The organism is Streptomyces sp. 2A115, assembly GCF_052245575.1.
Classification (GTDB): domain Bacteria; phylum Actinomycetota; class Actinomycetes; order Streptomycetales; family Streptomycetaceae; genus Streptomyces.
Genome location: NZ_JBQQCG010000035.1, coordinates 27632 through 51600 on the forward strand (window position 1 = coordinate 27632; position 23969 = coordinate 51600).

The 23969-nt window shown below is 68.7% G+C and carries 18 protein-coding genes and 3 pseudogenes; 9 read left to right on the plus strand and 12 right to left on the minus strand.

Annotated elements, in window-relative coordinates; all coding sequences use genetic code 11:
* Nucleotides 1-173: 173 nt before the first annotated feature.
* Complete coding sequence (locus tag ACTWQR_RS27660) at nucleotides 174-2276, plus strand: ricin-type beta-trefoil lectin domain protein (protein ID WP_443229882.1); 2103 nt, start codon at nucleotides 174-176, stop codon at nucleotides 2274-2276.
* Between the two features lie 98 nt (nucleotides 2277-2374).
* On the opposite strand, the gene ACTWQR_RS27665 is transcribed toward ACTWQR_RS27660, so the two are convergent.
* Entirely contained in the window at nucleotides 2375-2833 is a 459-nt protein-coding gene (locus tag ACTWQR_RS27665; protein ID WP_443229883.1) for a MarR family winged helix-turn-helix transcriptional regulator, read from the minus strand.
* Nucleotides 2834-3035: 202 nt separating this feature from the next.
* Between ACTWQR_RS27665 and ACTWQR_RS27670 the strand changes: the two genes are divergently transcribed.
* Nucleotides 3036-4004 carry an alpha/beta hydrolase gene (locus tag ACTWQR_RS27670; RefSeq protein ID WP_443229884.1) on the plus strand — a complete coding sequence of 323 codons (969 nt, stop codon included), beginning with the start codon at nucleotides 3036-3038 and terminating at the stop codon, nucleotides 4002-4004.
* Nucleotides 4005-4212: 208 nt separating this feature from the next.
* On the opposite strand, the gene ACTWQR_RS27675 is transcribed toward ACTWQR_RS27670, so the two are convergent.
* From ACTWQR_RS27675 to ACTWQR_RS27695, 5 genes are all read right to left on the minus strand, one after another.
* Nucleotides 4213-6300, minus strand: coding sequence for an RICIN domain-containing protein (locus tag ACTWQR_RS27675; protein ID WP_443229885.1), 2088 nt, complete (start codon nucleotides 6298-6300; stop codon nucleotides 4213-4215).
* 100 nt (nucleotides 6301-6400) lie between these two features.
* The gene (locus tag ACTWQR_RS27680; RefSeq protein WP_443229886.1) at nucleotides 6401-8440 is read right to left on the minus strand and encodes a beta-galactosidase; all 2040 of its coding nucleotides are present in this window, start codon (nucleotides 8438-8440) and stop codon (nucleotides 6401-6403) included.
* 53 nt (nucleotides 8441-8493) lie between these two features.
* The gene (locus ACTWQR_RS27685; protein ID WP_443229887.1) at nucleotides 8494-9834 is read right to left on the minus strand and encodes an ABC transporter substrate-binding protein; all 1341 of its coding nucleotides are present in this window, start codon (nucleotides 9832-9834) and stop codon (nucleotides 8494-8496) included.
* Nucleotides 9835-9917: 83 nt separating this feature from the next.
* On the minus strand, nucleotides 9918-10877 hold the full coding sequence (locus ACTWQR_RS27690; RefSeq protein WP_443229888.1) for a carbohydrate ABC transporter permease: 960 nt from the start codon (nucleotides 10875-10877) through the stop codon (nucleotides 9918-9920).
* Between the two features lie 3 nt (nucleotides 10878-10880).
* The gene (locus ACTWQR_RS27695) at nucleotides 10881-11807 is read right to left on the minus strand and encodes a carbohydrate ABC transporter permease (protein WP_443229889.1); all 927 of its coding nucleotides are present in this window, start codon (nucleotides 11805-11807) and stop codon (nucleotides 10881-10883) included.
* A gap of 196 nt (nucleotides 11808-12003) precedes the next feature.
* Between ACTWQR_RS27695 and ACTWQR_RS27700 the strand changes: the two genes are divergently transcribed.
* Nucleotides 12004-13095: a LacI family DNA-binding transcriptional regulator gene (locus ACTWQR_RS27700; protein ID WP_443229890.1), complete on the plus strand. Its 1092-nt coding sequence runs from the start codon at nucleotides 12004-12006 to the stop codon at nucleotides 13093-13095.
* A 158-nt stretch (nucleotides 13096-13253) separates the two neighbouring features.
* On the opposite strand, the gene ACTWQR_RS27705 is transcribed toward ACTWQR_RS27700, so the two are convergent.
* Nucleotides 13254-16211 carry a glycosyl hydrolase 115 family protein gene (locus ACTWQR_RS27705; RefSeq protein WP_443229947.1) on the minus strand — a complete coding sequence of 986 codons (2958 nt, stop codon included), beginning with the start codon at nucleotides 16209-16211 and terminating at the stop codon, nucleotides 13254-13256.
* Nucleotides 16212-16775: 564 nt separating this feature from the next.
* On the opposite strand from ACTWQR_RS27705, the gene ACTWQR_RS27710 reads away from it, so the two are divergent.
* The 5 genes and pseudogenes from ACTWQR_RS27710 (at nucleotide 16776) to ACTWQR_RS27730 (ending at nucleotide 19565) form a co-directional block, all read left to right on the plus strand.
* Entirely contained in the window at nucleotides 16776-16919 is a 144-nt protein-coding gene (locus ACTWQR_RS27710; RefSeq protein ID WP_443229891.1) for a hypothetical protein, read from the plus strand.
* 7 nt (nucleotides 16920-16926) lie between these two features.
* A pseudogene (locus tag ACTWQR_RS27715) lies at nucleotides 16927-17199 on the plus strand (oligopeptide/dipeptide ABC transporter ATP-binding protein); the annotation flags it as partial.
* Nucleotides 17200-17273: 74 nt separating this feature from the next.
* Nucleotides 17274-17609: pseudogene (locus ACTWQR_RS27720) on the plus strand (FMN-binding negative transcriptional regulator); the annotation flags it as partial.
* A complete protein-coding gene (locus ACTWQR_RS27725; RefSeq protein ID WP_443229892.1) occupies nucleotides 17606-19132 on the plus strand; it encodes an amidohydrolase in 1527 nt (508 codons plus the stop codon). The pseudogene ACTWQR_RS27720 and the gene ACTWQR_RS27725, both read left to right, overlap by 4 nt.
* Before the next feature lie 229 nt (nucleotides 19133-19361).
* Entirely contained in the window at nucleotides 19362-19565 is a 204-nt protein-coding gene (locus tag ACTWQR_RS27730) for a cold-shock protein (protein ID WP_443229893.1), read from the plus strand.
* A gap of 260 nt (nucleotides 19566-19825) precedes the next feature.
* On the opposite strand, the pseudogene ACTWQR_RS27735 reads toward ACTWQR_RS27730, so the two are convergent.
* The 4 genes and pseudogenes from ACTWQR_RS27735 to ACTWQR_RS27750 form a co-directional block, all read right to left on the minus strand.
* Nucleotides 19826-20260 (minus strand): annotated as a pseudogene (locus tag ACTWQR_RS27735) (nucleoside hydrolase); the annotation flags it as partial.
* Between the two features lie 93 nt (nucleotides 20261-20353).
* A complete protein-coding gene (locus tag ACTWQR_RS27740; RefSeq protein ID WP_443229894.1) occupies nucleotides 20354-21313 on the minus strand; it encodes a nuclear transport factor 2 family protein in 960 nt (319 codons plus the stop codon).
* 54 nt (nucleotides 21314-21367) lie between these two features.
* The gene (locus ACTWQR_RS27745) at nucleotides 21368-22099 is read right to left on the minus strand and encodes a YceI family protein (RefSeq protein WP_443229895.1); all 732 of its coding nucleotides are present in this window, start codon (nucleotides 22097-22099) and stop codon (nucleotides 21368-21370) included.
* 108 nt (nucleotides 22100-22207) lie between these two features.
* The gene (locus ACTWQR_RS27750) at nucleotides 22208-22414 is read right to left on the minus strand and encodes a hypothetical protein (RefSeq protein ID WP_443229896.1); all 207 of its coding nucleotides are present in this window, start codon (nucleotides 22412-22414) and stop codon (nucleotides 22208-22210) included.
* A gap of 104 nt (nucleotides 22415-22518) precedes the next feature.
* Between ACTWQR_RS27750 and ACTWQR_RS27755 the strand changes: the two genes are divergently transcribed.
* Entirely contained in the window at nucleotides 22519-23091 is a 573-nt protein-coding gene (locus ACTWQR_RS27755) for a TetR/AcrR family transcriptional regulator (protein ID WP_443229897.1), read from the plus strand.
* Nucleotides 23092-23129: 38 nt separating this feature from the next.
* Here the strand turns inward: ACTWQR_RS27755 and ACTWQR_RS27760 are convergent, their stop codons facing one another.
* On the minus strand, nucleotides 23130-23969 hold the full coding sequence (locus ACTWQR_RS27760) for a class III extradiol dioxygenase subunit beta (protein ID WP_443229948.1): 840 nt from the start codon (nucleotides 23967-23969) through the stop codon (nucleotides 23130-23132).

Genomic DNA, 23969 nt, shown 5'->3' on the forward strand with positions numbered 1-23969 from the left:
TCTGGATTGGCCGCGTGAAATCAGATGCTGACGATCCGTTGACTTTCACGGTGCGTGGCCCCTAGCTTCGGCGCCGACCGGTTCGGGAGTTCGGTCAGCATTCGGCATGTCGAACATTCGCCTTCGGTGCGTGATCGGTCCCGAGCCTCATGAAGTCAGGAAGGAAGCCCCCCATGCCACTTCAGCCGCCCTTCACCGGTGTGAGACGCCTCTGTAGACAGGCCTTGATCCGCGCCGCGGTCCTCGTGATGGCCGTCGGCACCCTCGTCGGCGTTCAGGGCCGGGAAGAAGCCGATCTCGCGCAGGCGGAAACGGTGGCGGTGACGTCGAATCAGATTCCGGTTCCGCCGGCGCCCATGGGCTGGGCCTCGTGGAACACCTTCGCCGCCAAGGTCGACTACAACGTGATCAAGGCGCAGGTCGACGCCTTCGTCGCGGCCGGTCTGCCGGAAGCCGGATACGAGTACATCAACATCGACGAGGGCTGGTGGCAGGGCACGCGTGACAGCGCGGGCAACATCACCATCGACACGGCCGAGTGGCCCGGCGGCATGAGCGCCATCGCCGACTACATCCACAGCAAGGGCCTGAAGGCCGGCATCTACACCGACGCGGGCAAGGACGGCTGCGGCTACTACTTCCCCACGGGCCGGCCGGCGGCGCCGGGCAGCGGCAGTGAGGGCCACTACGAGCGGGACATGCTGCAATTCTCGAAGTGGGGCTTCGACTTCGTGAAGGTCGACTGGTGCGGCGGTGACGTCGAAGGGCTCGACGCGAAGGCCACCTACCAGGCCATCAGCGACGCGACCGCCAAGGCGGCGGCCACCACGGGGCGGCCGCTGGCCCTGTCGATCTGCAACTGGGGCAAGCAGAACCCGTGGAACTGGGGCGCGGGCATGGCCCCGATGTGGCGCACCAACACCGACATCATCTTCCACGGCAACTCGCCGTCGTGGGACAGCATGCTCACCAACTTCGACACGAACGTGCACCCCACGGCCCAGCACACCGGCTACTACAACGACCCGGACATGCTCATGGTCGGCATGGACGGCTTCACCGCCGCCCAGAACCGCAGTCACATGAATCTGTGGGCCATCTCCGGGGCGCCGCTGCTCGCCGGCAACAACCTCGCGACGATGAGCACCGAGGCGGCGAACATCCTGAAGAACCCGGAAGTCATCGCGGTCGACCAGGACCCGCGCGGCCTCCAGGGCGTCGAGGTCGCCGAGGACACCACCGGCCTGCAGGTGTACGGCAAGGTCCTGTCCGGCACCGGCAAGCGGGCCGCCGTCCTGCTCAACCGCACCTCCAGCGCGCAGAACATCACCGTCCGCTGGTCCGACCTGGGCCTGACCAACGCCTCCGCCACGGTCCGCAACCTGTGGACGCGGGCGAACGTGGGCAGTTTCGGCACCAGCTACACCGTCAGCGTCCCCGCCAGGGATTCGGTGATGCTCACGGTCACCGGCGGTACCGAGGCGGCAAGCGCCACGTACGAGGCCGAAGCCGCCGCCAACACCAAGGGCGGCTCCGCGGCGAACACCGCCTGCGCCAACTGCTCGGGCTCCACGAAGGTGGGCGGCGTAGGCAACGGCGCCGCCAACACCCTGCGGTTCAACGGCGTCTCGGCGACCGACACGGGCACCAAGGTCGTCGACATCGCCTACACCAACGGTGACAGCGCGGCCCGTACGGCCGTCCTCCAGGTCAACGGGCAGTCGGCCACCACCGTCTCCTTCCCGCCGACCGGCTCCTGGTCCACCCCCGGCACTGTCTCTGTCGAGGTCTCCCTGGCCAAGGGCTCCGCGAACACCCTGACGTTCTCCAACTCCTCGGCTTGGACGCCCGACTTCGACGCGATCGAGGTACGTCCGCTGCCCGGCACGAACGGCACCCAACTGGCCGGGCAGCAGTCCAACCGCTGCCTCGACGTCGACAACAACACCATCACCAACGGCACCCAGGCCCAGCTGTGGGACTGCGCCGGCGGCGTCAACCAGTCCTGGACGTACACCGCGCGCAAGGAACTCGTGGTCTACGGCAACAAGTGCCTCGACGCCTACCAGGCAGGAACCACCAACGGTACGAGGGTCGTCATCTGGGACTGCAACGGCGGCACCAACCAGAAGTGGAACGTGAACGCCGACGGCACCGTCACCAACGTCGGCTCCGGCCTCTGCGTGGACGCCTACAACGGGGCGACCGCCAACGGCACCAAGACGGTGCTGTGGGCGTGCAACGGCGGCACCAATCAGAAGTGGACCCGGCAGTAGCACAGCGGTGCAGTAGTTCGGTGCAGTAGTGAGGGGGCTCGACCCGGCAACGGGATCGGGCCCCCTTCACTGCCGGCTCCTGTTCCTGCCGTCCGCGATCAGCCTTGACTGACATTCGTGGTGAGCAGGCGGAGCAACTGCTTGGCCATGGCGTCCTGTTGGGGAGTCAGACCCATCGCGTCGCCAATGGCGAGGGGGACCGTGCCGGCCCGTTCCCGAAGCCGGGCCCCGGCGTCGGTGAGGCGCAGGGCGACGGAGCGCTCGTCCTCGGCCCGTCGCTCACGTCGCAGCAGGCCGTTCGCCTCCAGGCGCTTGAGGAGAGGGGAGAGGGTGCTGGATTCCAGCTGGAGGGCGGTTCCCAGGTCCCGTACGGAGATCGAGTCCTGCTCCCACAGCACGAGCATGACCAGGTACTGCGGGTAGGTCAGCCCCAGCTCGTCGAGCAGGGGCCGGTAGCGCGCGGTGACCGCCCGCGAGGCCGCGTAGAGGGCGAAGCAGAGCTGGTCGTCCAGGAGCAGTGAACCGTCCTGGGTCGGTTCGGTTCCGGCTGTGCTCACGGCGTGCCTCCCTGTTCCTGTGCTCCACGTTCGTGTGCTCCGCACGACGATCTCCACCCTATCGTTCGAGTCCACTCGATCATATCGCGCCCAAATGAGTTGCGCGCTACTTAATCGCGGGCTACTGTCCTGGTGTGCCGCCGCTCCACGGCGAAGACCGCCGACGGAGCCTGCCCACGGCACCAGATCCGAGGAGACCGCCATGACCGACACGACCGGCAACCGTCCCGTCCTCGAGCCCGCCGCCGCGGCTTTCGCCGAGGCGACCGCGAACCCGCCGTACCTGTTCGACCTCGGCCCGGCCGATGGTCGCAAGGCCGTCGACGAGGTGCAGTCGGGCGAGACCGCCAAGGCCGCCGTCGAGGAGGAGTGGCTCACGGTGTCCGGCGGCCCCACCGGCCAGGTCCGTACGCGCATCGTCCGCCCAGCGGGAGCGACGGGCACGCTTCCGGTGATCGTGTACATCCACGGTGCCGGCTGGGTCTTCGGCAACGCCCACACCCACGACCGGCTGGTGCGCGAACTGGCCGTCGGCGCCGGTGCCGCGGTCGTCTTCCCCGAGTACGACCTCTCGCCCGAGGCCCGCTATCCCGTGGCCATCGAGCAGAGCTACGCCGTCGCCCGCTGGATCGTCACCGACGGCGCCGAGCACGGCCTCGACGCCTCCCGCGTCGCGGTGGCCGGCGACTCGGTCGGCGGCAACATGAGTGCGGCCCTGACCCTGATGGCCAAGGAACGCGGGGACGTGTCCTTCGTCCAGCAGGTGCTCTTCTACCCGGTCACCGACGCCGCTTTCGACACCGGCTCCTACCACCAGTTCGCCGAGGGCTACTTCCTGCGCCGCGACGCCATGCAGTGGTTCTGGGACCAGTACACGACCGACGAGAAGCAGCGCGCCGAGATCACCGCCTCCCCGCTGCGCGCCACCACCGAGCAGCTCACCGGACTGCCCCCGGCCCTGGTCATCACCGGCGAGGCCGATGTCCTGCGCGACGAGGGCGAGGCCTACGCCAACAAGCTGCGCGAAGCCGGCGTCCCCGTCACCTCGGTCCGCTACCAGGGCATCATCCATGACTTCGTGATGCTCAACGCCCTAGCCGACACCCACGCGGCCCGCGCCGCCATCAGCCAGGCCGTCACCGTCCTGCGGACCGCGCTCGAAGCCGGCTGACAGCGATCACCGAGCGAACCGGCGCAGCCGCTCCGCCCCACGGGCGGGTTTCCGCCCCCGTGCGGCCGTCGGCATCGACGCGGAGCCGCCCCGCGGTGTCAGTCGTCACCGAGGCATCGCTGGGAAGACGTTCATATGAACGTGCCGCTGGGCCCGCCGCGGTGAACGGCGGGCCCAGCGGCGTACGACAGGGGGTTCGACCCGATGCCTACTTCGGCTCGGAGGCGACCTGGGCGGTCACGTCGGAGACCCTCCAGCGCTGGTTGGAGCCGGAGTTGGGCGTCCACAGCGTGACGGCGGCTCCGTCGTGCGTGGCCTGGCCGCCGACCTCCAGGAGTCGCCCGGTGGCGGCGTTGACGAGGGTGTACGTGCCGTCGCCGGTCGTCGACATGATCCACTGAGTGGCCTTGTCGCGGGGGCCGGCGTCGGCCTCCAGCACCGGGGCACCGTCACGGACGGCCAGGCGCTTGCCCTCCACCGGGTTGGTGAACACGTACCGCTGCTGGTTGCCGGTGTCACCGGAGACCTTCCGCAGCTGCCACTGCCGGCCGGCGTCGCCCGCGCCCGCGGTGGCGTTCCTGATCACGAGGCTGGAACCGTTGTCGGCGACGGTGAGCTCCTTGCCGCTCTGTACGCCGGTCAGCTCGTAGGTGTGGCCCTTCTGCAGCAGGGCGGCGTCCTTGGCGACACCGGAGACGCCCTTGACGACGAAGGAGGTCACCGACTGGGCGGGCACGGTGATGGTGGCCTTGCGGTCAGCGACCGCGACCGGCGCCTGCCGTTCGAGCTTGCCGTCCGCGCTGGTCACGACGGGGGTCACGGTGGCCCTGCGGCTGACCTCGCCGAACTTGGACAGGTCGACCGTGACCGCGCGGGCCTCGGTCGTGCTGTTGACGTGGACGACGGTCGCTCCGTTGCCCTTCTTCGAGACGGCGGCGGCGCTGGAGGTGTCGTTGGTCTTGATCAGCCGGTCGCCGGGCTTGATGTAGTGCGTGAAGTTGCGAGCCGTGTCGAACTTCGTGTTGGTGTAGATGGGGCACGAGTCGAGAGTGTCCTTGGAGGTGCAGCTGAACGGGAGCTGGATGCTGCCCCAGTTGCCGCCCTTCGCGGACTCCCCGCCGGGCTTCATGTTGTCGTAGTCCTCGACCGGCTGCCAGAACACCCAGGCCTTCGGCTCGAGTTCACGCAGGTCGTCGACCATGCGCTGGGCCAGTCCGAGACCGGGTCGCATGTCAGTGAAGCTCTGCCCGTCGCCCCAGTCGCCCTCGACCTCGCTCATCCACAGCGGCTTGTCCGCCGCCTTGGCCAGGTCGCGCACGCTGGTGCGGCCGCCGGTGCCGTAGGTGTGGACGTTCATCTGGTCGACGAGGTCCCGCACCTCCTGCGGATAGGAGTTCCAGTTCTGCGAGAAGATGTTGGGGTTCGTCTCGTCCATCGCGGAGATCTCCGCGTCGGACCTGGACTCCTCGAGCGCCGGCGCGAGCGCGCGGAGCACCTTCTGCTGGAGTTCGGGGCCGATGTGGGCACCCTCCTGACGGCCGCCGACCGGCTGGCCGTCGGCCCCCAGCTTGGTGCCCCAGTAGTCGGTGTTGGGCTCGTTGAACGGGTCGACGGTGTCGACCTTGATGCGGTGCGCCTTCTCCAGCCGCTCGGTCGCGCCCGTGAGGTAGGCGGCGAAGTCGTCGACGGACTCGGTCTTGAGCTGGTCGGTCTTGGAGTCGAAGCCGCCGGAGACGTAGCCGCTTTCCGTCATGAACCAGGGCGGCGAGTTGCTGAACGTCTCCCAGTGGGTGATGTCCTTCTTGATCCGGTCCACCCACCAGCGCTGGGTGGCGTCGGCGTTCGGGTTCCAGTCGGCCTTGTCCTCGGCGCTCCACCAGTCGGTGTCCTCGCGGGTGGTGCCCGCCGGGGCCTTCCACCAGCCCTCGACCGCTCCGCCGGCCCGGAGGTAGTCCTTGACGTCCGGGGCGTTGCCGCCGCCGATGTTGTAGCGGGCGATGTTCAGCGCGAGGCCGTCGTCACCGAAGAGGAGGTCGGCGAGCTTCTCGCGTATCTCCTTGGGGTAGTCGCCGGTGGCGTTGGCGAACCAGACCAGGCTGGTGCCCCATCCCTCGAATCTCTCGTGCTTGTACGAGGGGTCCGGCTGGACGGTGACGGAGGAGGCCGCCGCCGCTGCCGTCGGGGACTGGACCTGGGCGTACGGGGAAGGGGCGGTGACCAGGCCGGTACCGGTGGCCAGGGTCGTGATGCCGATGACCCCTAGGAGTCGTCGTCGCGTGCGGGTGCGGCGTGCCATCGTGTGCTCCCAACGTCATTGTGGTCGCTTCGGAGGGCCGTCCCGCCCCGGCGGGCAGGACGGCGCGCCCCGCGAACGGGTGCGGTGCCGTTCGGGGGAGTCAGAGGGTGGGCTGTCGCAGTACCGCGACTTCCCGGGGCGCCAGTACCAGGGCGCCGTCGGTCTCCGCCCCGCCGGCCAGGAGTTCCCCGGAGAGCCCGGGCAGCGGCACCGACTCGTCGGTCCGGTTGACCAGGAACAGATAGCGGCTGTCGGCGTCGCGGCGTACGGCCTGCTCGACGCGCCCGCGTGCGGCAGCGGGCAGCTCGCTCTCCACCCCGGCGGCGGCCAGCAGTTGCGGCAGCAGACCGGCGAGGCCGTCCGCGCCGAGCCGGGTGGAGACGTACGCGGCCGAACCCCCGCCCACCGTCCGGCGCGTGACGGCGGGACGGCCCTCGTACACGCCCGTGCGGTAGTGGGCCAGCACCTCGACCTCGGGGTCGGTGACGGTGATCCGGTCGGTCCACAGGGTGCCCGTACCGGCGTCCAGTTCGACGGTGTCACCGTCGAGCAGCGGACCGAACTCCTCGATGCGGATGCCCAGCAGCTCGCGCAGCGCTCCGGGGTGGCCGCCGAGCCAGATGTGGTCGTTCTCGTCCACGACACCGGAGAAGTACGTGGTGACCAGGTGCCCGCCGTTCTCGACGTACCGCGTGAGCTGTCCGGCCAGTGCCGCGGGGACCACATGCAGCACGGGCGCGATCAGGAGCTCGTACCGTGCGAGATCGGTCTTGGTGGTGACGACGTCGGCGCGTATGCCGAGGGCGAGGAGGGCGGAGTACCAGTCCAGTGCTTCCTGGCGGTAGTCGAGCCGGGCGGTGGGGTGGGAGTCCTGCTCGCTCGCCCACCAGGAATCCCAGTCGAAGACGATGCCGACCCGCGCCGGTTCGCGCTCGGATCCCGCGACCGGCGCCAGCTTCCGCAGCGTCTGCCCGAGGCCGGTGACCGCGCGGAAGACCTCGCTGTCGGAGCCGGCGTGCGGCACCATCGCGGAGTGGTACTTCTCGGCGCCCGCCGCCGACTGGCGCCACTGGAAGAAGCACACGGCGTCGGCGCCGTGCGCGACGTGCAGCAGCGAGTCGCGGGACAGGTCACCGGGTCGCTTGGCCACGTTGACGGGCTGCCAGTTGACGGCGCTGGTGGAGTGCTCCATCAGGAACCACGGGCGGCCGCCGGCGATACCGCTGGTGAGGTTCGCGGAGAAGGACAGCTCGTCCCGGTCCTGAGGGCCGGGATGGACGTAGTGGTCGTTGGAGACGAAGTCGATCTCGCCCGCCCAGTCGGGGTAGTTCATGCCCTTGGTGCCGCCCATCACCATGAAGTTCGTGGTGACCGGCACCTCGGGCGTGATCTCCCGCAGGACGTCCCGCTCCGCGCGCAGATACTCCTTCAGCGCGTCCGACGAGAAACGCTTGAAGTCCAGCTGCTGCGTCGGGTTCGGGTGGGAGGCGGCCAGCCGGGGCGGCAGGAGCTGCTCCCAGTCGCTGTAGCGCTGGGACCAGAACGCCGTGCCCCAGGCGTGGTTGAGGGCTTCGAGGGTGGTGTAGCGGGCGCGCAGCCAGTCGCGGAAGGCACGGGCGGCGTCGTCCGAGTAGTCGTAGATGTTGTGGCAGCCCAGCTCGTTGGAGATGTGCCAGGCCACCAGCGCGGGATGGTTCGCGTACCGCTCGGCCATCTTGCGCACCAGGCGCAGGGCGTGGGTGCGAAAGACGGGCGAGGTGGGCCGCCAGTGCTGCCGCGCCCCCGGCCACACCGTCTCACCGGAGGCGGTCACCGGAAGGATCTCCGGGTGCGCCGTGGTGAGCCAGGGCGGCGGGGACGCGGTGGCGGTGGCCAGGTCGACCCCGATGCCGCCCGCGTGCAGCAGGTCCATGACCTCGTCGAGCCAGGCGAAGTCCCACTCGTCCTGGGCCGGCTGGATGCGGGCCCAGGAGAAGATCCCCACGGAGACCAGGTTGACGCCGGCTTCCTGCATCAGCCGGACGTCCTCCTTCCACACCTCGCGAGACCACTGCTCCGGGTTGTAGTCGGCGCCGTACGCGAGGCGTGGGGTGGGGTCACCGTCCGTCCCGTGCAGCTGGGACAGGAGGGTGGAGATCATCGTGGTCCTTCCGGTGTGTTGCAGGGGGGGCGGCGGTGTGGGGCGTGCGTCGACTACTCGACGGTGAAGCCCTGCTCCTGGCCGTACTTGACGGAGGCGTCCTGCCAGGACTTCAGGCCGTCGGTCAGCTTGGTGTTCGAGATGTAGGCCTTGCCGACGGTGTCGTTGAAGATCGAGTTGGCGTACTGCTGGAAGGGCAGGTACGACCAGTCGTCGGCGACGTTGGCGGCGGACTCGGCGAAGATCTTGTTGGCCTCCTGGCCGCCGAGGTACTCGAACTTGGTGCTCTGGAACTCGGGGGACTGGAGCTCCGCGTTGGTCGCCGGGAAGGCGCCCTCCTTGATGCGGGTCGCGACGCCGTCGCCGGAGTTCGCGTACTCGGTGAAGGCGTAGGCGAGTTCCTTGTTCTTGGCCAGCTCGGGCACGGCAAGCGAGCTGCCGCCGTTCTCCGCGCTCGCCTTGTCACCCTTGGTCCAGGCCGGCAGGGGGGCGGCTCGCCAGTCACCGGAGGCGTCCGCCACGCCGGTGACGAAGTTGGCGGGCATCCAGGCGCCGCTGGGCAGGGTGGCGATGGTGCCGTCGCCCAGACCCTTGTACCAGTCGTCGGTCCAGCCGTTGATGGGCGCGACCAGCTTCTCGTCGATGAGCTTCTGCCAGGTGTCGGTGTACTTCTTGGCGTTCGCGTCGGCGAAGTCGATCTTCACCTTGGTGCCGTCGACCTGGTAGGGACGCGAACCGGCCTGCCACAGCAGGCTGGTGGTCAGGCCGGCGTCGCCGGCGTCGGCGGCGATGGAGACCTTGGGGTCGGCCTTCTTCAGCTTGCGGGCCGCGTCGACGTACTCGTCCCAGGTGGTCGGCACCGCGACCTTGTGCTTGTCGAAGACCTTCTTGTTGTAGAACATCGCCATGGGGCCGGAGTCCATGGGCAGGCCGTAGACCTTGTCGCTGCTCTGGGTCACGGCGTTCCACGGGCCGGGGGTGTACTTGGCCTTGAGCTTGTCCGCGCCGAAGGGGGCCAGGTCGCTGAGGCCCTTGGTGAGGGCGTACTGGCCCATCGCGAAGTACTCGACCTGTGCGACGTCGGGGACGCCCTTCTTGGCCGAGATGGCGTTCGACAGCGCGGTGTAGTGCTTGTCACCGGACCGCTCGCCGACGAGGTTGATCTTGACCTTGGGGTACTTCTTCTGGAAGTCGGCGGCGACCGTCTTGAGCGTGGGCTCCCAGGCCCAGACCGTGACCGAGCCGCCCTTCTTCAGGGCCGCCTGGATGTCCGCGGGGGAGACGGCCTTCGTGTCGGAGCTGTCGTCGTCGGAGCCGCCGCAGGCGGTCGCCCCCAGAGCGAGGGCGGACACGAGGGCGATGCCGCGCAGCAGGCGGCTGGTGGTTGTGCGCATGGAGGTGCTTCCACTTCTTCGTGGGTGGGACAGGGCGAGGGTGAACGAGTGGGGGCTGAGGGGGGTGGGGCCCGAGGGCGGGGTCACTCCTTGACGCTTCCGGCGGCGAGCCCGGACTGCCAGAACCTCTGCAGCAACAGGAACGCGGCGATCAGCGGCACGATGGTGAGCAGCGAACCAGTGATCACCAGGTTGAAGATCACGTCGCCACCGATCGTCTGGGCCTGGTTGTTCCAGGCGTCCAGACCCAGGGTCAGGGGGTACCAGTCCGGGTCCTTGAGCATGATCAGTGGCAGGAAGTAGTTGTTCCAGGTGGCGACCGTGGTGAACAGCAGCACGGTCACGGTGCCGGGGGCGAGCAGTGGCAGGGCCACCTGGAAGAAGGTGCGCACCTCGCCCGCTCCGTCGATGCGGGCGGCCTCCATCAGCTCGGTGGGGATCGCCTCGGTGGCGAAGACCCACATCAGATACAGGCCGAAGGGCGAGACCAGTGAGGGGATGATCACCGCCCACGGGGTGTCGGTGAGCCCCATCTTGCTGAACATCAGGAAGGTGGGCACGGCCAGGGCGGTGCCCGGGACGGCGACGGCACCGATGACCACGGCGAACACGCCGCGCTTTCCGGGGAAGTTGAACTTCGCCAGCGCGTAGCCGCCGAGGATCGCCAGCAGCGTGGCGCCGCCGGCGCCGAGCACGACGTACAGCAGGGTGTTCAGCAGCCAGCGGACGAAGATGCCGTCGTTGTACGAGAACGTGTCGCTGATGTTCTCCCAGAGGGCGAAGTCGCTGCTGAACCACAGTCCGGACGAGTCGCCGAGCCCTTCCTGGGTCTTCGTGGCGCTGATGACCAGCCACACCAGGGGCACCACGGTGTAGACCAGGATCAGGCCGGTGAGGACGGTCAGCAGAACGCTGCGCTTGGGGCGCCCGGGAACATGCTTCTTGCGGCGCGTGCGCAGACGGGGCGCGCTCTTGGAACCGCCGGCGTCCGCAGCGGGTCCGGGCTGGGAGGCGGTGGTGAGGGAGCTGCTCGGGTTGCTCATCGGTCAGGCTCCCTTGCGCATGCCGCGGAGCTGCACGACGTAGGCGATGACCATGGTGATCAGGCCCATGATGATGGCGACCGCCGCGGAGTAGTTGTGCTGCTGGCCGTTGAAGGACAGCGAGTACGTGTAGAAGTTCGGGGTGAAGTCCGTCGTGATGGCGTTGCGCGCCAGCGGCCGAAGGATGGCCGGCTCGTTGAAGAGCTGGAAGCTGCCGATGATCGAGAAGATCGTCGCGATGACGATGGCGCCGCGGATGGCGGGGAGCTTGATGGCGGTGATGACGCGGAACTGTCCGGCGCCGTCGATCTCCGCGGCCTCGTAGAGCGACTGCGGGATGACGCGCAGCGCGGAGTAGAAGATCAGCATGTTGTAGCCGATGAACTCCCAGGTGACGATGTTGCCGATCGACGCCAGGACCAGGTCGCTGGAGAGCGGGTCGGGCAGGGTGACGCCGAACGCGTCGTTGATGTCACCCACCAGCCCGTACTTGGTGCCGTACATGAAGCCCCACATCAGGGTGGCGACCACGGCGGGCACGGCGTACGGCAGGAAGATCGCGATGCGGAAGAAGTCCTTGCCGAAGAGGCGTCCGCTGTCCAGGGCGAGGGCGATCAGCAGGGCGATGCCGAGCATGATCGGCACCTGTACGGCCAGGAAGAGCGAGACCCGTGCGAGCGAGTCCCAGAACCGTTCGTCCTTGAGCGCCTGGGTGTAGTTGTCCAGGCCGACGAAGGTGGTGCCGCCGATCAACTGGTCCCGGAACAGGCTGAGGTAGATCGAGTACACGATCGGGGCCAGGAAGACGAGGGCGAAGACGGCCACGAAGGGGCCGATGAACCCCCACCCTGTCCAGGAGCGGCGGTTCCCCTTCGCCGGAGGCCTGGCCGGGCGCCGCTTCGCGGCTACCGGCGGTTGTAGCGTCGTCATGTCGTTCCTCGCTCGTCCATCCTGGAACCGGCGGCGTGAGTGCCGCCGCGATGTTTGCGTAAACATCCCGGTGCCGAGGAGGCCCCGGGCTGTTATGTTTACGTAAACATCTGATGGCGGCATGTCTACACTGCCCTGTCGATGATGGTCAAGAGTCGTTCGGGGCAAACCCCGACTCAGGCAGCAGGGGAGACGGGTGGACACTGCGGACAGCACCTCGGCGAGCGGGCCGCAGGCACCGGTACGTACCAGAAAACGGGCCGCCCGCCGCACGCAGAGCGCCTCCATGGCGGACGTCGCCCGCCTGGCGGGCGTCTCGTCGCAGACCGTGTCCCGTGTCTCCAACGGCTATGCGGGCGTGCACGAAGAGACCCGGCAGCAGGTGCTGGCGGCCATGCGGGAACTGGGCTACCGGCCCAACAGCGCGGCCCGTGCGCTCAAGCGAGGCGAGTTCCGCACCATCGGCGTCATCACCTTCGGCCTCTCCACCACCGGCAACGTACGCACCCTGGACGCCATCGCCACCTCCGCGGCACACGAGGGCTACGCCGTCACGCTCCTGCCCGTCGCCGTCCCCACGCAGGACGAGGTGCTGGGCGCCTTCTCCCGTCTGGGGGAGCTGGCCGTCGACGCCGTCATCGTCATCCTGGAAGTACATCTGCTCGACGCGGTGGCCCTCTCCCTGCCGCCCCACATCCAGGTCGTCGTGGCCGACTCGGACGCCGGCGACTGCTACACCGTCGTCGACACCGACCAGGCGGGCGGAACCCGCGCCGCCGTCCGGTACCTGCTCGACCTGGGCCACCGCACGGTCTGGCACCTGGCAGGCCCCGAGAAGTCCTTCGCGGCACAGCGCCGCGCCGACGCCTGGCGTGCCGAACTCACCGAGGCCGGCCGTGCCACGCCGCCTCTGGTACGGGGCGACTGGTCGGCGGAGTCCGGCTACCGGGCCGGGCTCGAACTCGCCGACCAGAAGGACTGCACAGCGGTGTTCGCCGCCAATGACCAGATGGCGCTGGGCCTCCTTCGCGCCCTGCACGAGCGAGGCCGGTACGTGCCCGACGACGTCAGCGTCATCGGCTTCGACGACATCCCGGAGGCCGGCTCCTTTCTGCCTCCCCTGACCACGGTTCACCAGGACTTCGCCGAAGTGGGACGACGCTGCGTCGAGGGTGTGCTGCGGAAAATGCGCCAGGATGCGCAGGAGCACGGCACCACGCTCGTCCCCACGCAGCTCGTGGTACGTGACAGCACTGCGGCGCCACGCGCTCCGCTGGAAGGGCAGTGATGAATCTGCGGGCTGGTGGGGGCTGGTCGCGCGGTTCCCCGCGCCCCTTACGGGTGCGCCCGACACCGGAGCGGACCGCGGCCTGACATGGCCGCGTTGCCCGCCCGACCCGCGATACGAACGAAGAGCCCGACAGCGGCGGCCGGACAATCTCCGACCTACTGTCCCGAAACCTCCCAACGTGCCTCGGAACCCGGGTCCGGATTGAAGGCCGGGTGATAGCTCTCCGGCGGAGCGAGGTAACTGGCGGGCAGCCCACCGGTGTTGACGACGATCTGGTCCACGGCAATGGCCGGGTCGACCATGAACAGCCGCAGGACGTGCTCGCCGGGCTCGGCGACGGTCACCGTGCCGGTCAGTTTCTCGATGCCCTCTTCCACGTTGCGGGCCCATGCGTCGCCCCGGTTTCCGGTGGCGATGGCCTGCCCGGACAGCACGGTGACCGGTTGGTCGTCGAGGGCGAAGGCAACCCGTCGTGCTCCGCGCTCGTCGAGGGAGGGCAGGCGGAAGACCGTCACAGCGAACGTGCCGGTGCTGACGAAGAGCACGCGGTATCTCAACTCCGGCCCCTGCGCGGCGAGTTCAGGGGTGAGGGGCGGCGCGGTCGACGGCACGGTCTGGACGGCGGCCGTACGCCGACCGAGCCCCTTCACGATCTGCCAGCGGGCACCCTTGCGCGCCACCCGGCCGTCGAAGTGGGCCGCGTCGATCGAGACGTATCCATGCGCCTCGACGTACCCGCGAGCCCGTCTCCGGGCCCGCTCCCCATCATTGAGAACCCGCACCGGCACGGACAGGCTCTGCCCAGCACCAGCACCAGCACCAGCACCAGCACCAGAACTGGAACCGGCACTGGTGAAGGTCACCGTCGCGTCGTGCGAGCCCTCGGGCACCCGCTCCCAGTCGATCTCCACCCACACCCGTGCCTGGTCGGTGAGAGTGCCACCCGCAGAACTCATCCGCACCCAGGGATGACTCGCCTCCGCACTCCAATCCAGCGCCAAAAAGCCGGTGTTGAATACGTCGACGAACCGTCGGTCCCGCGTGTACGAGGAGAACGAGAGTGCTCGCTCCGCCCCGGTCTCATTGCCCTCGGCCGCCACCCCCAGCCCCGACGTGTCCTGCCGCGCGACCCTGACGACGGTCGGGCGGCCCGGTGCCTTCGGTATCTGCGAGGGGTACGGGTTGACGATCCCGTCCCATTTCCCGCCCGCCACCCCGGTGTTGTAGCGCTTGGTGATCGCCACCTCTTCGGCGTGGGCGGCGTCGGACAGGTCCGCGAAGCGGTTGGCACCGGCGCCCCGCCCCTGCCGGATCGCGAGCGCGTTGCGGTCCGCCCAGTCGAACTTCAGGTTCATCAAGTAGGCGCCGTGCACCGGGTATTGGACCAGCTCGTAGAAGGCGTCCTGGTAGGCGGCGGGCAGTTTGGCGCCGAGCGCCCGGGTCCGCTCCAGCAGGTCCCGGTACGCGGCCATCCGACGGCCCGCCTCGTCGCCGTGGTGGACGAGGGAGAAGGTGCCGCGGTCGATGAACTCCGGGCGCCGCTGCGCCGCCAGGCGGTAGTACTCCGTACGGATGGAGGCGATCTCCTTCCCGTAGCGGCGCCCGAACTGGCGCCCGGCCCACTCGACCAGGAAGTCCTCGACGTTGTCGGCATCCCACCGGTCCACGTCCCAGGCCATGTCCATGCAGAAGGACAGACCGGTCTCGATGGACTTGATGTCACCCACGTTGATGATCCACATCCGGTCGACCTGATGGTCGTAGGCCCGGCGCAGCTCCTGCCAGATCTTGCTCAACTGGGTCGTGTCCAGCCAGAGATAGCTCTTGGGGCGGCCCCAGTAGGAGATGTGGTAGTAGATCCCGTTGCCGCCCTCACGTCGCCGTTCCGTCGCGTCCGGCAGCTGGCGCATGTTGCCGTGGTTGTCGTCCGGCCAGATCAGGGTGACGTCGTCGGGGACCTGGACACCGTTGTTGTAGAGCTCCAGGACTTCCTTGTACGGGATGAATATCTGCGGCTCGGCAGCGGCGCCGACCTCCTCGGAAAGGATCCGGCGCTGGTCGGAGATGATCTGGTTCATCACCACGACCTTCTCCGGAATCGTGGTGGCGTGGCGCGTCTCCAGGGCGCTGTCGTGCAGGCCGCGCATGCCGAGCGTCCAACTGCTCTCGTACGAGGCGTTCTGTCTTGCCCGGGCTCTCCAGTAGTCGGAGATGACGTCGGGATTCACCGTGTAGTCGTACTCGGGCAGGCTCCCGTCGGCGTTCCGGTGCTCCTCCGCCCACGGCGCCCACTCGTGCACGCCGTTGCGGAGCAAGGCCTCCGGATGGCTGGAGCCGACCACGATCCCGTACGTGTCGGCCAGTTCGGCGTTCTCCGGATGCTTGTTGAAGAAGTCGGAGTACGGGTGCATGGCCGGCCACAGGTAGTTGGCCTTCAGGCGGAGCAGCAGCTCGAAGACCTTCTTGTACGTCTCGGGACCGATGTTCTTGTCGGTCTCCTGCGTACGGTGGGACCAAGTAGTCAGATTCTGCTCGTCGTTGATGAAGATGCCCCGGTAGCGGACGGACGGCTCGCGCCGCTTGAACGGCCCCTCCGGAACCGTCACCGTGTCGTGGCGTTCCACGGGGACGTCGGCCCACCAGAACCAGGGCGAGACGCCGATCCGCTCCGAGGTGTCGTAGATGCCGTAGACGGTGCCGCGCCGGTCGCTCCCCGCGATCACCAGAGCGCGTTCCACTCCGGGCAGCGGACGGTCCACGACCTGAGTCACCGACGCCTCCCAGCGGCCCGCCACACCGGAGGTGTCCAGGCGACCCTTGGCGATGAGCCGGTCGATGACCGGGCTCGCGCCGATGGTGCCCACCAGGACCAGGTACGCGGACTTCTCCGGCACGGTGTGCAACAGTCGTGGCCGCACTCCGCTGACGCGTTCCACGTCCGCCTGTAAGTCGCCGGCCGCGCGGACGACGGAGGGATCGTCCGCGGAGTCCACGAACAGGTCCGCGGCGGCGCCGTTCCGTACCAGGGGGAAGGCTGCTCGGTCGGATTCCGCGGCATGGGCGGCTACGGGGAGAACACCCGGTAGAAGCGGGACCATGCCAGCGGCCGCCATTCCCCGTAGGAACGACTTACGTGTCCACCCGTTCGACTCGCTGTGCGGCTTGTTGTGCGGCTCGTTGTGCGGCACGAGACATCACCTTTCCGCGCCAGGCCGGCGCGGCTCCTCGTGCGGGACACCGGCGGAACTGAACGCGTGACTCGCTGAGATGGAGGAGTGGAGCAAGGGCGCGGCAGGTACTGGCATGTACGGTACAGAAAGCGCTTGCTGGCCCTACCGGCCGCCACCTTAAGCCGAGCTCGGGGGAGGCGTCCAGGGGTGTGCGTCTGGTGATCGAGACGCCTGAACCGCCGCTTTTGGCCAGGTCTTGTACTCGGTGATGATGTGGTGCTTCGCTGCGCCCGGGAAGCTCGATACGCGGTCTCTCGGTGGCCTCTGCTTCGGGAGAACTCGGCCTGGACGAGCTCTACCTTTGATCTTGGCCAGTGCTCCGCCTTCAGGACTCTGCGGATGAATGCGTGTTTCGAGCAGGGCTGGGTCGTTGGTCCTCCGCGATTGTTGTGGTCGTGGGCGGGAGGGCCGAGAGAGATGTCGCTGGAGCCACGGGCTGATAGGGGGGTGCAGGAGCTGACGGCCCAGAACTCCTTCCAGACCCATCCCCATCTGCTGATCTTCCCCGGGCTCTTCCTGTCCTTCACCGTCTTCGTACTCATCACCTTCGGCGACACCGTGCGTGACGCCCTGGATCCGAGAGGCCGGTGAGCATGAGGTGATCACGAATGGGATCACGAACGGGATCACACCACCCGAGGCGGCACCGCTGCTGGACGACCGGCCCGCCCACCCCTACACCCGAGGGCTGCTCGCCGCCGTACCCCGCCTCGACGGGGACGCCGACGACCTCACGCCCATACCGGGCAGCCCGCCCGGTCCCGGCCTGCTGCCGTCCGGCTGTCCCTTCCACGTCCGCTGCCCCGACGCCCAGGAGCGCTGCGCCACGGAACCGCCCGTACTGCTCCCGGCCCCACCCGCACGGCTCGTCGCCTGCCACTATCCGCTTTCCAGGGGCCGCACGGCTACATCTCACCGGTCTGGTAAGAGGAGACACCGCACGTCCCGACCTGGAACTTCACGGTCCTGCACGTCCACGGCCGCCCCGAAATCCTCGACACGACGGACACCTACGACGTGCTGTCCGCCACCGTCGACCACTTCGAGGACCGTTTCCCCGAGCCCTGGCGGCTGGCCCGGGTGGAGACTTACGCCCAGGGGATCGCCGCCGCCGTCACCGGATTCCGGCTGCCCGCCACGAGGGTGACGGCCAAGGCGAAGCTCAGTCAGGACGAGCGCGAGGACGTCGTCCTGCGGCTCACCAAGGCCCTCGAATCCGACCAGCAGTACGCCCGAACCGAACTCGCCCGCGCCATGCGCGACATCCGGAGGAAGCCGTGAGCACCGTGACCACCGCGATGACTACCACCACGACTACAGCCGCCCCCGCCCCGCCCGTCACCCTGCGCCGGGTCCACCTCGGCGCGGGCGGGCCACTGAGCGACGTCCGCATCGAGAACGGTCTCGTCACGGCCGTCTTCCCGGCGGGTGACTCACCGCGCGCCGACGGACAGAGCCTCGACCTCGACGGCCGCACCCTGCTGCCGGGCCTGTGGGACTCGCACGTACACATGGTCCAGTGGGCGGGCACGCGCCGTCGGCTCGATGTGTCCGGCGCCGGTTCGGCGCGGGCCGCGGCGGAGGCGTCCGGTGAACGGGCCGCCACCCTGCCACCCGGCGAAGCGCTGATCGGCTACGGCTTCCGCGACGGACTGTGGCCGGACGCGCCCCACAAACATCTGCTGGACGCCGTCGTCCCGGACCGCCCCGTGCTGCTGATCAGCACGGATCTGCACTCCGCCTGGCTCAATTCGGCCGGACTCGCCCTGGTGGACCGCGGCGACCACCCCACCGGACTCCTGCGCGAACAGGAGTGCATCGATGCCATGGTCAAACTGCCTTCCGCTTCGGCGGAGTCTACGGACGAATGGGTTAGGGACGCCTGCGCCGCGGCCGCCGCTCGGGGCATCACCGGCATCGTCGACTTCGAGTACGCGGACAACATCGCGGACTGGACCCGCCGGATGGACGGCGCCTCCGTGCCGCTCCGGGTGGCGGCCGCGATCTGGCCCGCGCACCTGGAGGCGGCGATCAGCCGCGGACTGCGCACCGGTCGGCCTCTGGACGCTCCCGGCGGGCTGCTTGAGGTCGGGCCGTTCAAGCTGCTCACCGACGGCTCGCTCAACACGCGCACGGCGCTGTGCCACGAGGCATACCCGGGCTCGGTCCCCGGCGAGCCCGGCTCTCACGGACTGGAGGAGCTGACCCTGGAGGAGCTGGTCTCCCTGCTGCGCCGTGCCTCCTCCAACGGACTCGTCCCCGCCGTGCACGCGATCGGGGACCGCGCCAACGAGATGGCCCTCGACGCCTTCGAGACGGTGCGTTGCCACGGCCGGATCGAGCACGGCCAGCTGCTCGCTCCCAAGGAGATCCCGCGCTTCGCCGAACTGGGCGTCACTGTCGGCATCCAGCCCACCCACGCCGTGGACGACCGGGACGTCGCCGACCGACACTGGGCGGGCCGGACCCACCGGGCCTACGCCTTCGCCGACCTGCTCGCCGCCGGAGCCCTCCTGGAGCTGGGCTCCGACGCCCCCGTCGCGCCGCTCGACCCCTGGCTGACCATCGCCTCCGCCGTCACCCGCACCGCCGACGAGCGACCGGCCTGGCACCCGGAGCAGCGGATACCGGTGTCGGATGCCCTTGCCGGATCCTCCCAGGGGCGGCGGCTGATCCGGGTCGGCGACCGGGCGGACCTGGTGGTGACCGAGGCCGACCCGCTCATCGCCGACGCCCGGACCCTGCGCGACATGCCGGTGTACGCCACCATGCTCGCCGGTGCCTGGACCCATGGTCCGTCGTGATCAAGAGCGCGTTGAGGTCGTATGGGTGGGCGGGAATGATTCCGGCGGCGGCCTCGTTGCACGGACTGGTCGCAGTTTTTGTGTGTGTTTGTGTCAGTCGCATGCTCGCAGAGAACGATGTTGCGGGCGCGAAGCTTGCCTTCAGGTTGCTGGAGGAGCCGCGTCGTGAACCGGCCGGGGATTTCGCATGGTGCGGGTCTCCTCACCCAGCCCCTGTAAGGAGCAAGAAATGGCTCAGGGAACCGTCAAGTGGTTCAACGCCGAGAAGGGCTTCGGCTTCATCGCCCAGGCCGAGGGCGGACCGGACGTCTTCGTGCACTACTCGGAGATCGACAGCTCGGGCTTCCGTAGCCTCGAGGAGAACCAGCACGTGGAGTTCGACGTCGTGCAGGGCCCCAAGGGTCCGCAGGCGTCGCGCGTCCGCCCGCTGTAATCACGCATCGCCCGGCAGGCCTGACCTGCCGCAGTTGATCGCATGAGGAGGGCCGGCACCATCAGGTGCCGGCCCTCCTTGCGTCCCGCACGGCCGCAGTCAGCCCCCGGACACCGTGACGACGGGCTCCTCCCACGCCCGGTCGACCACCCGTACGAGCACGACGCGTTCATGTCGTCCAGGTCCGACGCGTGCGCGCCGTCCGGGTTCGTGCCATAGCGGTCGAGGAGCCGCGTCCTGAGGAACGTCCGGAACGCCTGCGCGTCCACGCCGGTCGCCACGCGCGCGTTGGGCGGCAGCCCAGTGCGCCCGTGCACATCGGCGACCAGGGCGCCGCGGGTGAACTCGCCCGTGCACTCCACGGTCACCCACGCGTCCGTCCACTCCAGAAGATCCGGGCGGACCGCGGCGGCCACGGCGAGCGCGTCGTGCACGGCACAGGCGCGCACCTTGTGGCGTCGGGCGTAGCGCTCGACGAGGTGGCGCAGCATCCGCCCGGCGGCCGAGGCCACGGGCGAGCCGTCGGCGACGAGCGCGTCGGCGTCGGCGAGGGGCGTGAGAGCCTTGCGGGTGACGTCAAGCCCGACGATACGCAGCGGCACACCGGACTCGGTGACGTAGCGGGCCGCCTCCGGATCGGCGTGGAAGTTGAGATTGTCCTCCGTCACGAAGGCCGTGGAATCTTCTTGATTCATTTCCGGCCCGACCGCTGTACCGACAAGTGTCCGTACAGCGGTCACCTGGGTGCATGGTTGATGGCTAAATCAAGCGCGCGTGGCGGGACTGGCTCAGAACATGGTGTTGTCGTTGGCGGAGGTCGCCGGCACGTCCTGCAGGACGTCCCAGTGCTCGACGATCTTCAGCTGCCCGTTCTTCTGCTTCTTGACGCGGAAGATGTCCACGACGGACTGGCCGCGGTCTTCGGGTGTGAGGCGGTAGTGGGCGTGGATGGCCACCATGTCGCCCTCGGCGATGACCCGCTTGCGCTCGACGATCAGCCCGGGGAACTGCTGGAAGAACTGCGTGAACTGCTCGCGCAGACCGGCCGAGCCGCTGGGGATGGTGGGGTTGTGCTGGTGGTACTCCGGAGCCAGGTAGCGCACCGCGTCCGGGTTCTTGTCGACCAGGAGCGTGTCGAAGTAGCCGGTCGCCACCTTCTCGCTGAGGGCCGTCTGCCAGCGCGGGCCGGGCTGGTTCGTCCGCGGCCGGCTGACCGTGCCGAACATGTCGTTGCCGTTGACGGTGGTCGCCGGCACGTCCTGAAGGATGTCCCAGTGCTCGGCGATCATGTGGCTCTTCGGGTCGAAGCGGAACATGTCGACCAGGGCCACGCCGCGGGTGCCGGGCTCGTTGACCACGTTTCCGTGGACGATGACCATGTCGCCCTGGGCGAGGACCCGCTTGACGTTGTACTTCAGGTCCGGGTACCGCGCGGTCTCGAAGCGGACGAAGTCCTTGAGTGCCTCGGTGCCGTTGGCCGCATTGGGGTTGTGCTGGATGTAGTCGGAGCGGATGTAGCGGTCGGCGGCCGACAGGTCGCCGTGCTCGAAGAGCTGCTTGAGCACGTGGACGGCGACGCGCTTGTTGCGCTCCTGTGTGTGGGGGCTTGTCTGCCACGTGCCCGCGGAGGCCCCGCCGTGTGCAGGGGCGGAGGCGGTGGCGACGGGGGCGATGCCGGCCATGGCTCCGACGGTCGCCGCGGCCACCAGGGTGGCGACGGCCCTACGGGACAGGAAAGTGCTGCGCATGACGTGTTCTCCGATGCTGTGGGGCGAAGAGGGGGTGGGATCTGGTGGTTCGGATCACGCGGGGGTGAAGGCGAGGAGGAACTCGATGGATCCCTTGTCCTCGACGGTGATCCCGCCGAAGTTCGGTGCGTCGATGCCGTAGTCGGCGAAGGTGACGGGGATCGAGCCGTTCACGCGGAAGCCGTCGGCGGTGCGCTGGGCGGTGAGGTCGAAGGTGACGGAGTTGGTCTGGCCGTGGATGGTCAGATCGCCCGTGGCCTCGCCGGTGACCTCTTTGTTCACGTCCGGCACCGAGCCGAAGTCCACGGGCTCGGTGAGCTCGAAGGTGGCGTTGGGGTACCGCTCGGTGTTCATGACCCGGCCGCGGAACTGGCCGTCGCGCTGGTCGGAGTCGCTCCGCACCGAGGCCAGGTCGACGGTGAAGCTCCCGCTGGCAGCCCGGGTGCCCTCGATCTCCAGGTCTCCGGTGACCTCTTCGGTACGGCCCACGGCCGTGACGTTCTGGCCGAAGAGGACCTCGTCGACGCGGTAGCCGGCCTGCGAACCGCCGCCGACCCGCCACGCGCCCTCGACGCTCCCACTCGCCTGCTCGCCGGAGCCGGAGCCGGAGCCGGAGCCGGAGGTGCTCTCCGGCGTGGTCGGTGGACTGTCGAGTGACAGCGCGGCTGGTGGGTCGTCCTGGATGTAGTTGATGTAGAGATACGGACCGGCCGTGGTCAGTACGGCGACGGTCGCCACGCCGGCGATCAGCCAGCGCTTCCAGTGCCTGCGGAATCTGCCCGCCATCGCGTTCTCCTGAGGTGTTGGGAAATTCAACTGAAGTTTCAAGTACTTGCTTATGGATTGCCCCGGGTTTTGAGCATGCCCGCGGCCTCCGGATCTCCGGAGTAGCCATCACCCCGCGTTGTTGACGAGGATGTGCAGCGGCCCCTGCGGCTCCGCCACGGGCCTGCGCACGGACGCCGGATCGGCGTCCTCGCCGATGCCGGGCCCGCCTCCGGTGAAGACTGCGCGGCGGCCCGTGAGGTCAATGCCCGTGATGACTTCGGCGGCCGTGGACCGGACGGTGAACGAGGTGGTGACTAGTGCCCTCGTGGACATGTCTCGCGGCACTCCCCGTTTGCTAAGCTCCGAACCGGAGGGACCTCCGATTTGGCTCGACTCTAAACGGAGGACCCTCCGATTGTCCAGAAGGAAGGAAAGCTGTGACCGCCAACACACGCGGACCACGCGCTGACGCGCTGCGCAACCGGCAGCGACTGCTCGACGCCGCGGTGCACGCCTTCTCCGAGCGGGGCTCGGACGCGTCGCTCGAAGCCATCGCCAGGGCGGCCGGTGTGGGCATCGGTACGCTCTACCGGCACTTCCCCACCCGTGAGGCGCTGGTCGAGGCCGCTTACCGCAACGAACTCGCCCGAGTCTGCGACAGCGCCGCGGAGTTGCTCGCGGAGTTCCCGCCCGACAAGGCGATGCGGCTGTGGATGGACAGGTTCTTCGACTACCTGGCCACCAAGGACGGCATGGCGGAAGCGTTGCGGGCCGTCGTCGCCTCCGGCGCGGATCCGTTCGCCGAGAGCCTCGACCGGATCAGCACGGCCATCAGCACGCTGCTGGAGGCCGGAGCCGAAGCGGGCGTCCTGCGTTCGGACGTGGACCCCCTCGACGTCGGATTCAGCCTCGGTGGCGTCCTGCTGATCACCAGTGACAAGGAGCTGCGCGACCGGGCGGGCCGCATGCTCGACCTGCTGTTCGACGGGCTCCGGTACCGCGCGGGCTGACGTGTGTGCGGTCGGCACGCGTGTGCGGACGGGGCGACTCAAGGGACCTGGTTCTCGAACAACACCATCCCGGCCGCCGTGTTCGACGCGGGCACATGGTAGGTCTCGTGCACACGGCGTAGCCGCGGGCCCAGCGCGCCGCGCATGATCAGCCACATGATCAGCTCGATGCCCTCGGAGCCGGCCTCGCGGATGTATTCCTCGCGGGTCAGCGCGGCCAGTTTCTCGGGGTCGTGCTCGATCGCGTCGAGGAACATCCGGTCGAAGTCCTGGTTGATCAGTCCCGCGCGGGCGCCCGCGAGTTGGTGGGACATGCCTCCGGTGCCGAAGACGGCGACCTTGAGGTCCTCGGGGAAGGACCGGATCGTCTCACCGAGCGCGCGGCCGAGGGCCAGGCACCGCGCGGCGGTGGGCTGGGGGTACTGGATGACGTTCACCAGGAGGGGAACGACCGCACACGGCCAACTCTGCCCGGGATCGGGGCAGTACACGGACAGGGGCACGGTCAGACCGTGGTCGACGTCGAGTTCCTGATAGACGGTGATGTCGAAGGAGGCATCTATCAGGCCCTCGACGAGGTGGTCGGAGAACTCCGGGGCGCCGCGGACGACCGGAACAGGGCGGCTGCCCCACCCCTCGTCGGCCACTCGGTACGAGCCTGCCGTCCCGAGCGCGAAGGTCGGGGTGATGCTCATGTCCAGGGCGTTGGCGTGGTCGTTGTAGATGACGACCGCGACATCGGGGGTGTGCCGGGCCATCCACTCCCTCGCCGGTGCGTACCCGTCGAACAGGGGCTTCCAGTACGGGTCCTCGGTCTTCCCGTGGTCCATGGCCGCACCGATCGACGGTACGTGCGAGGTGGCCAGTCCCCAGATCAC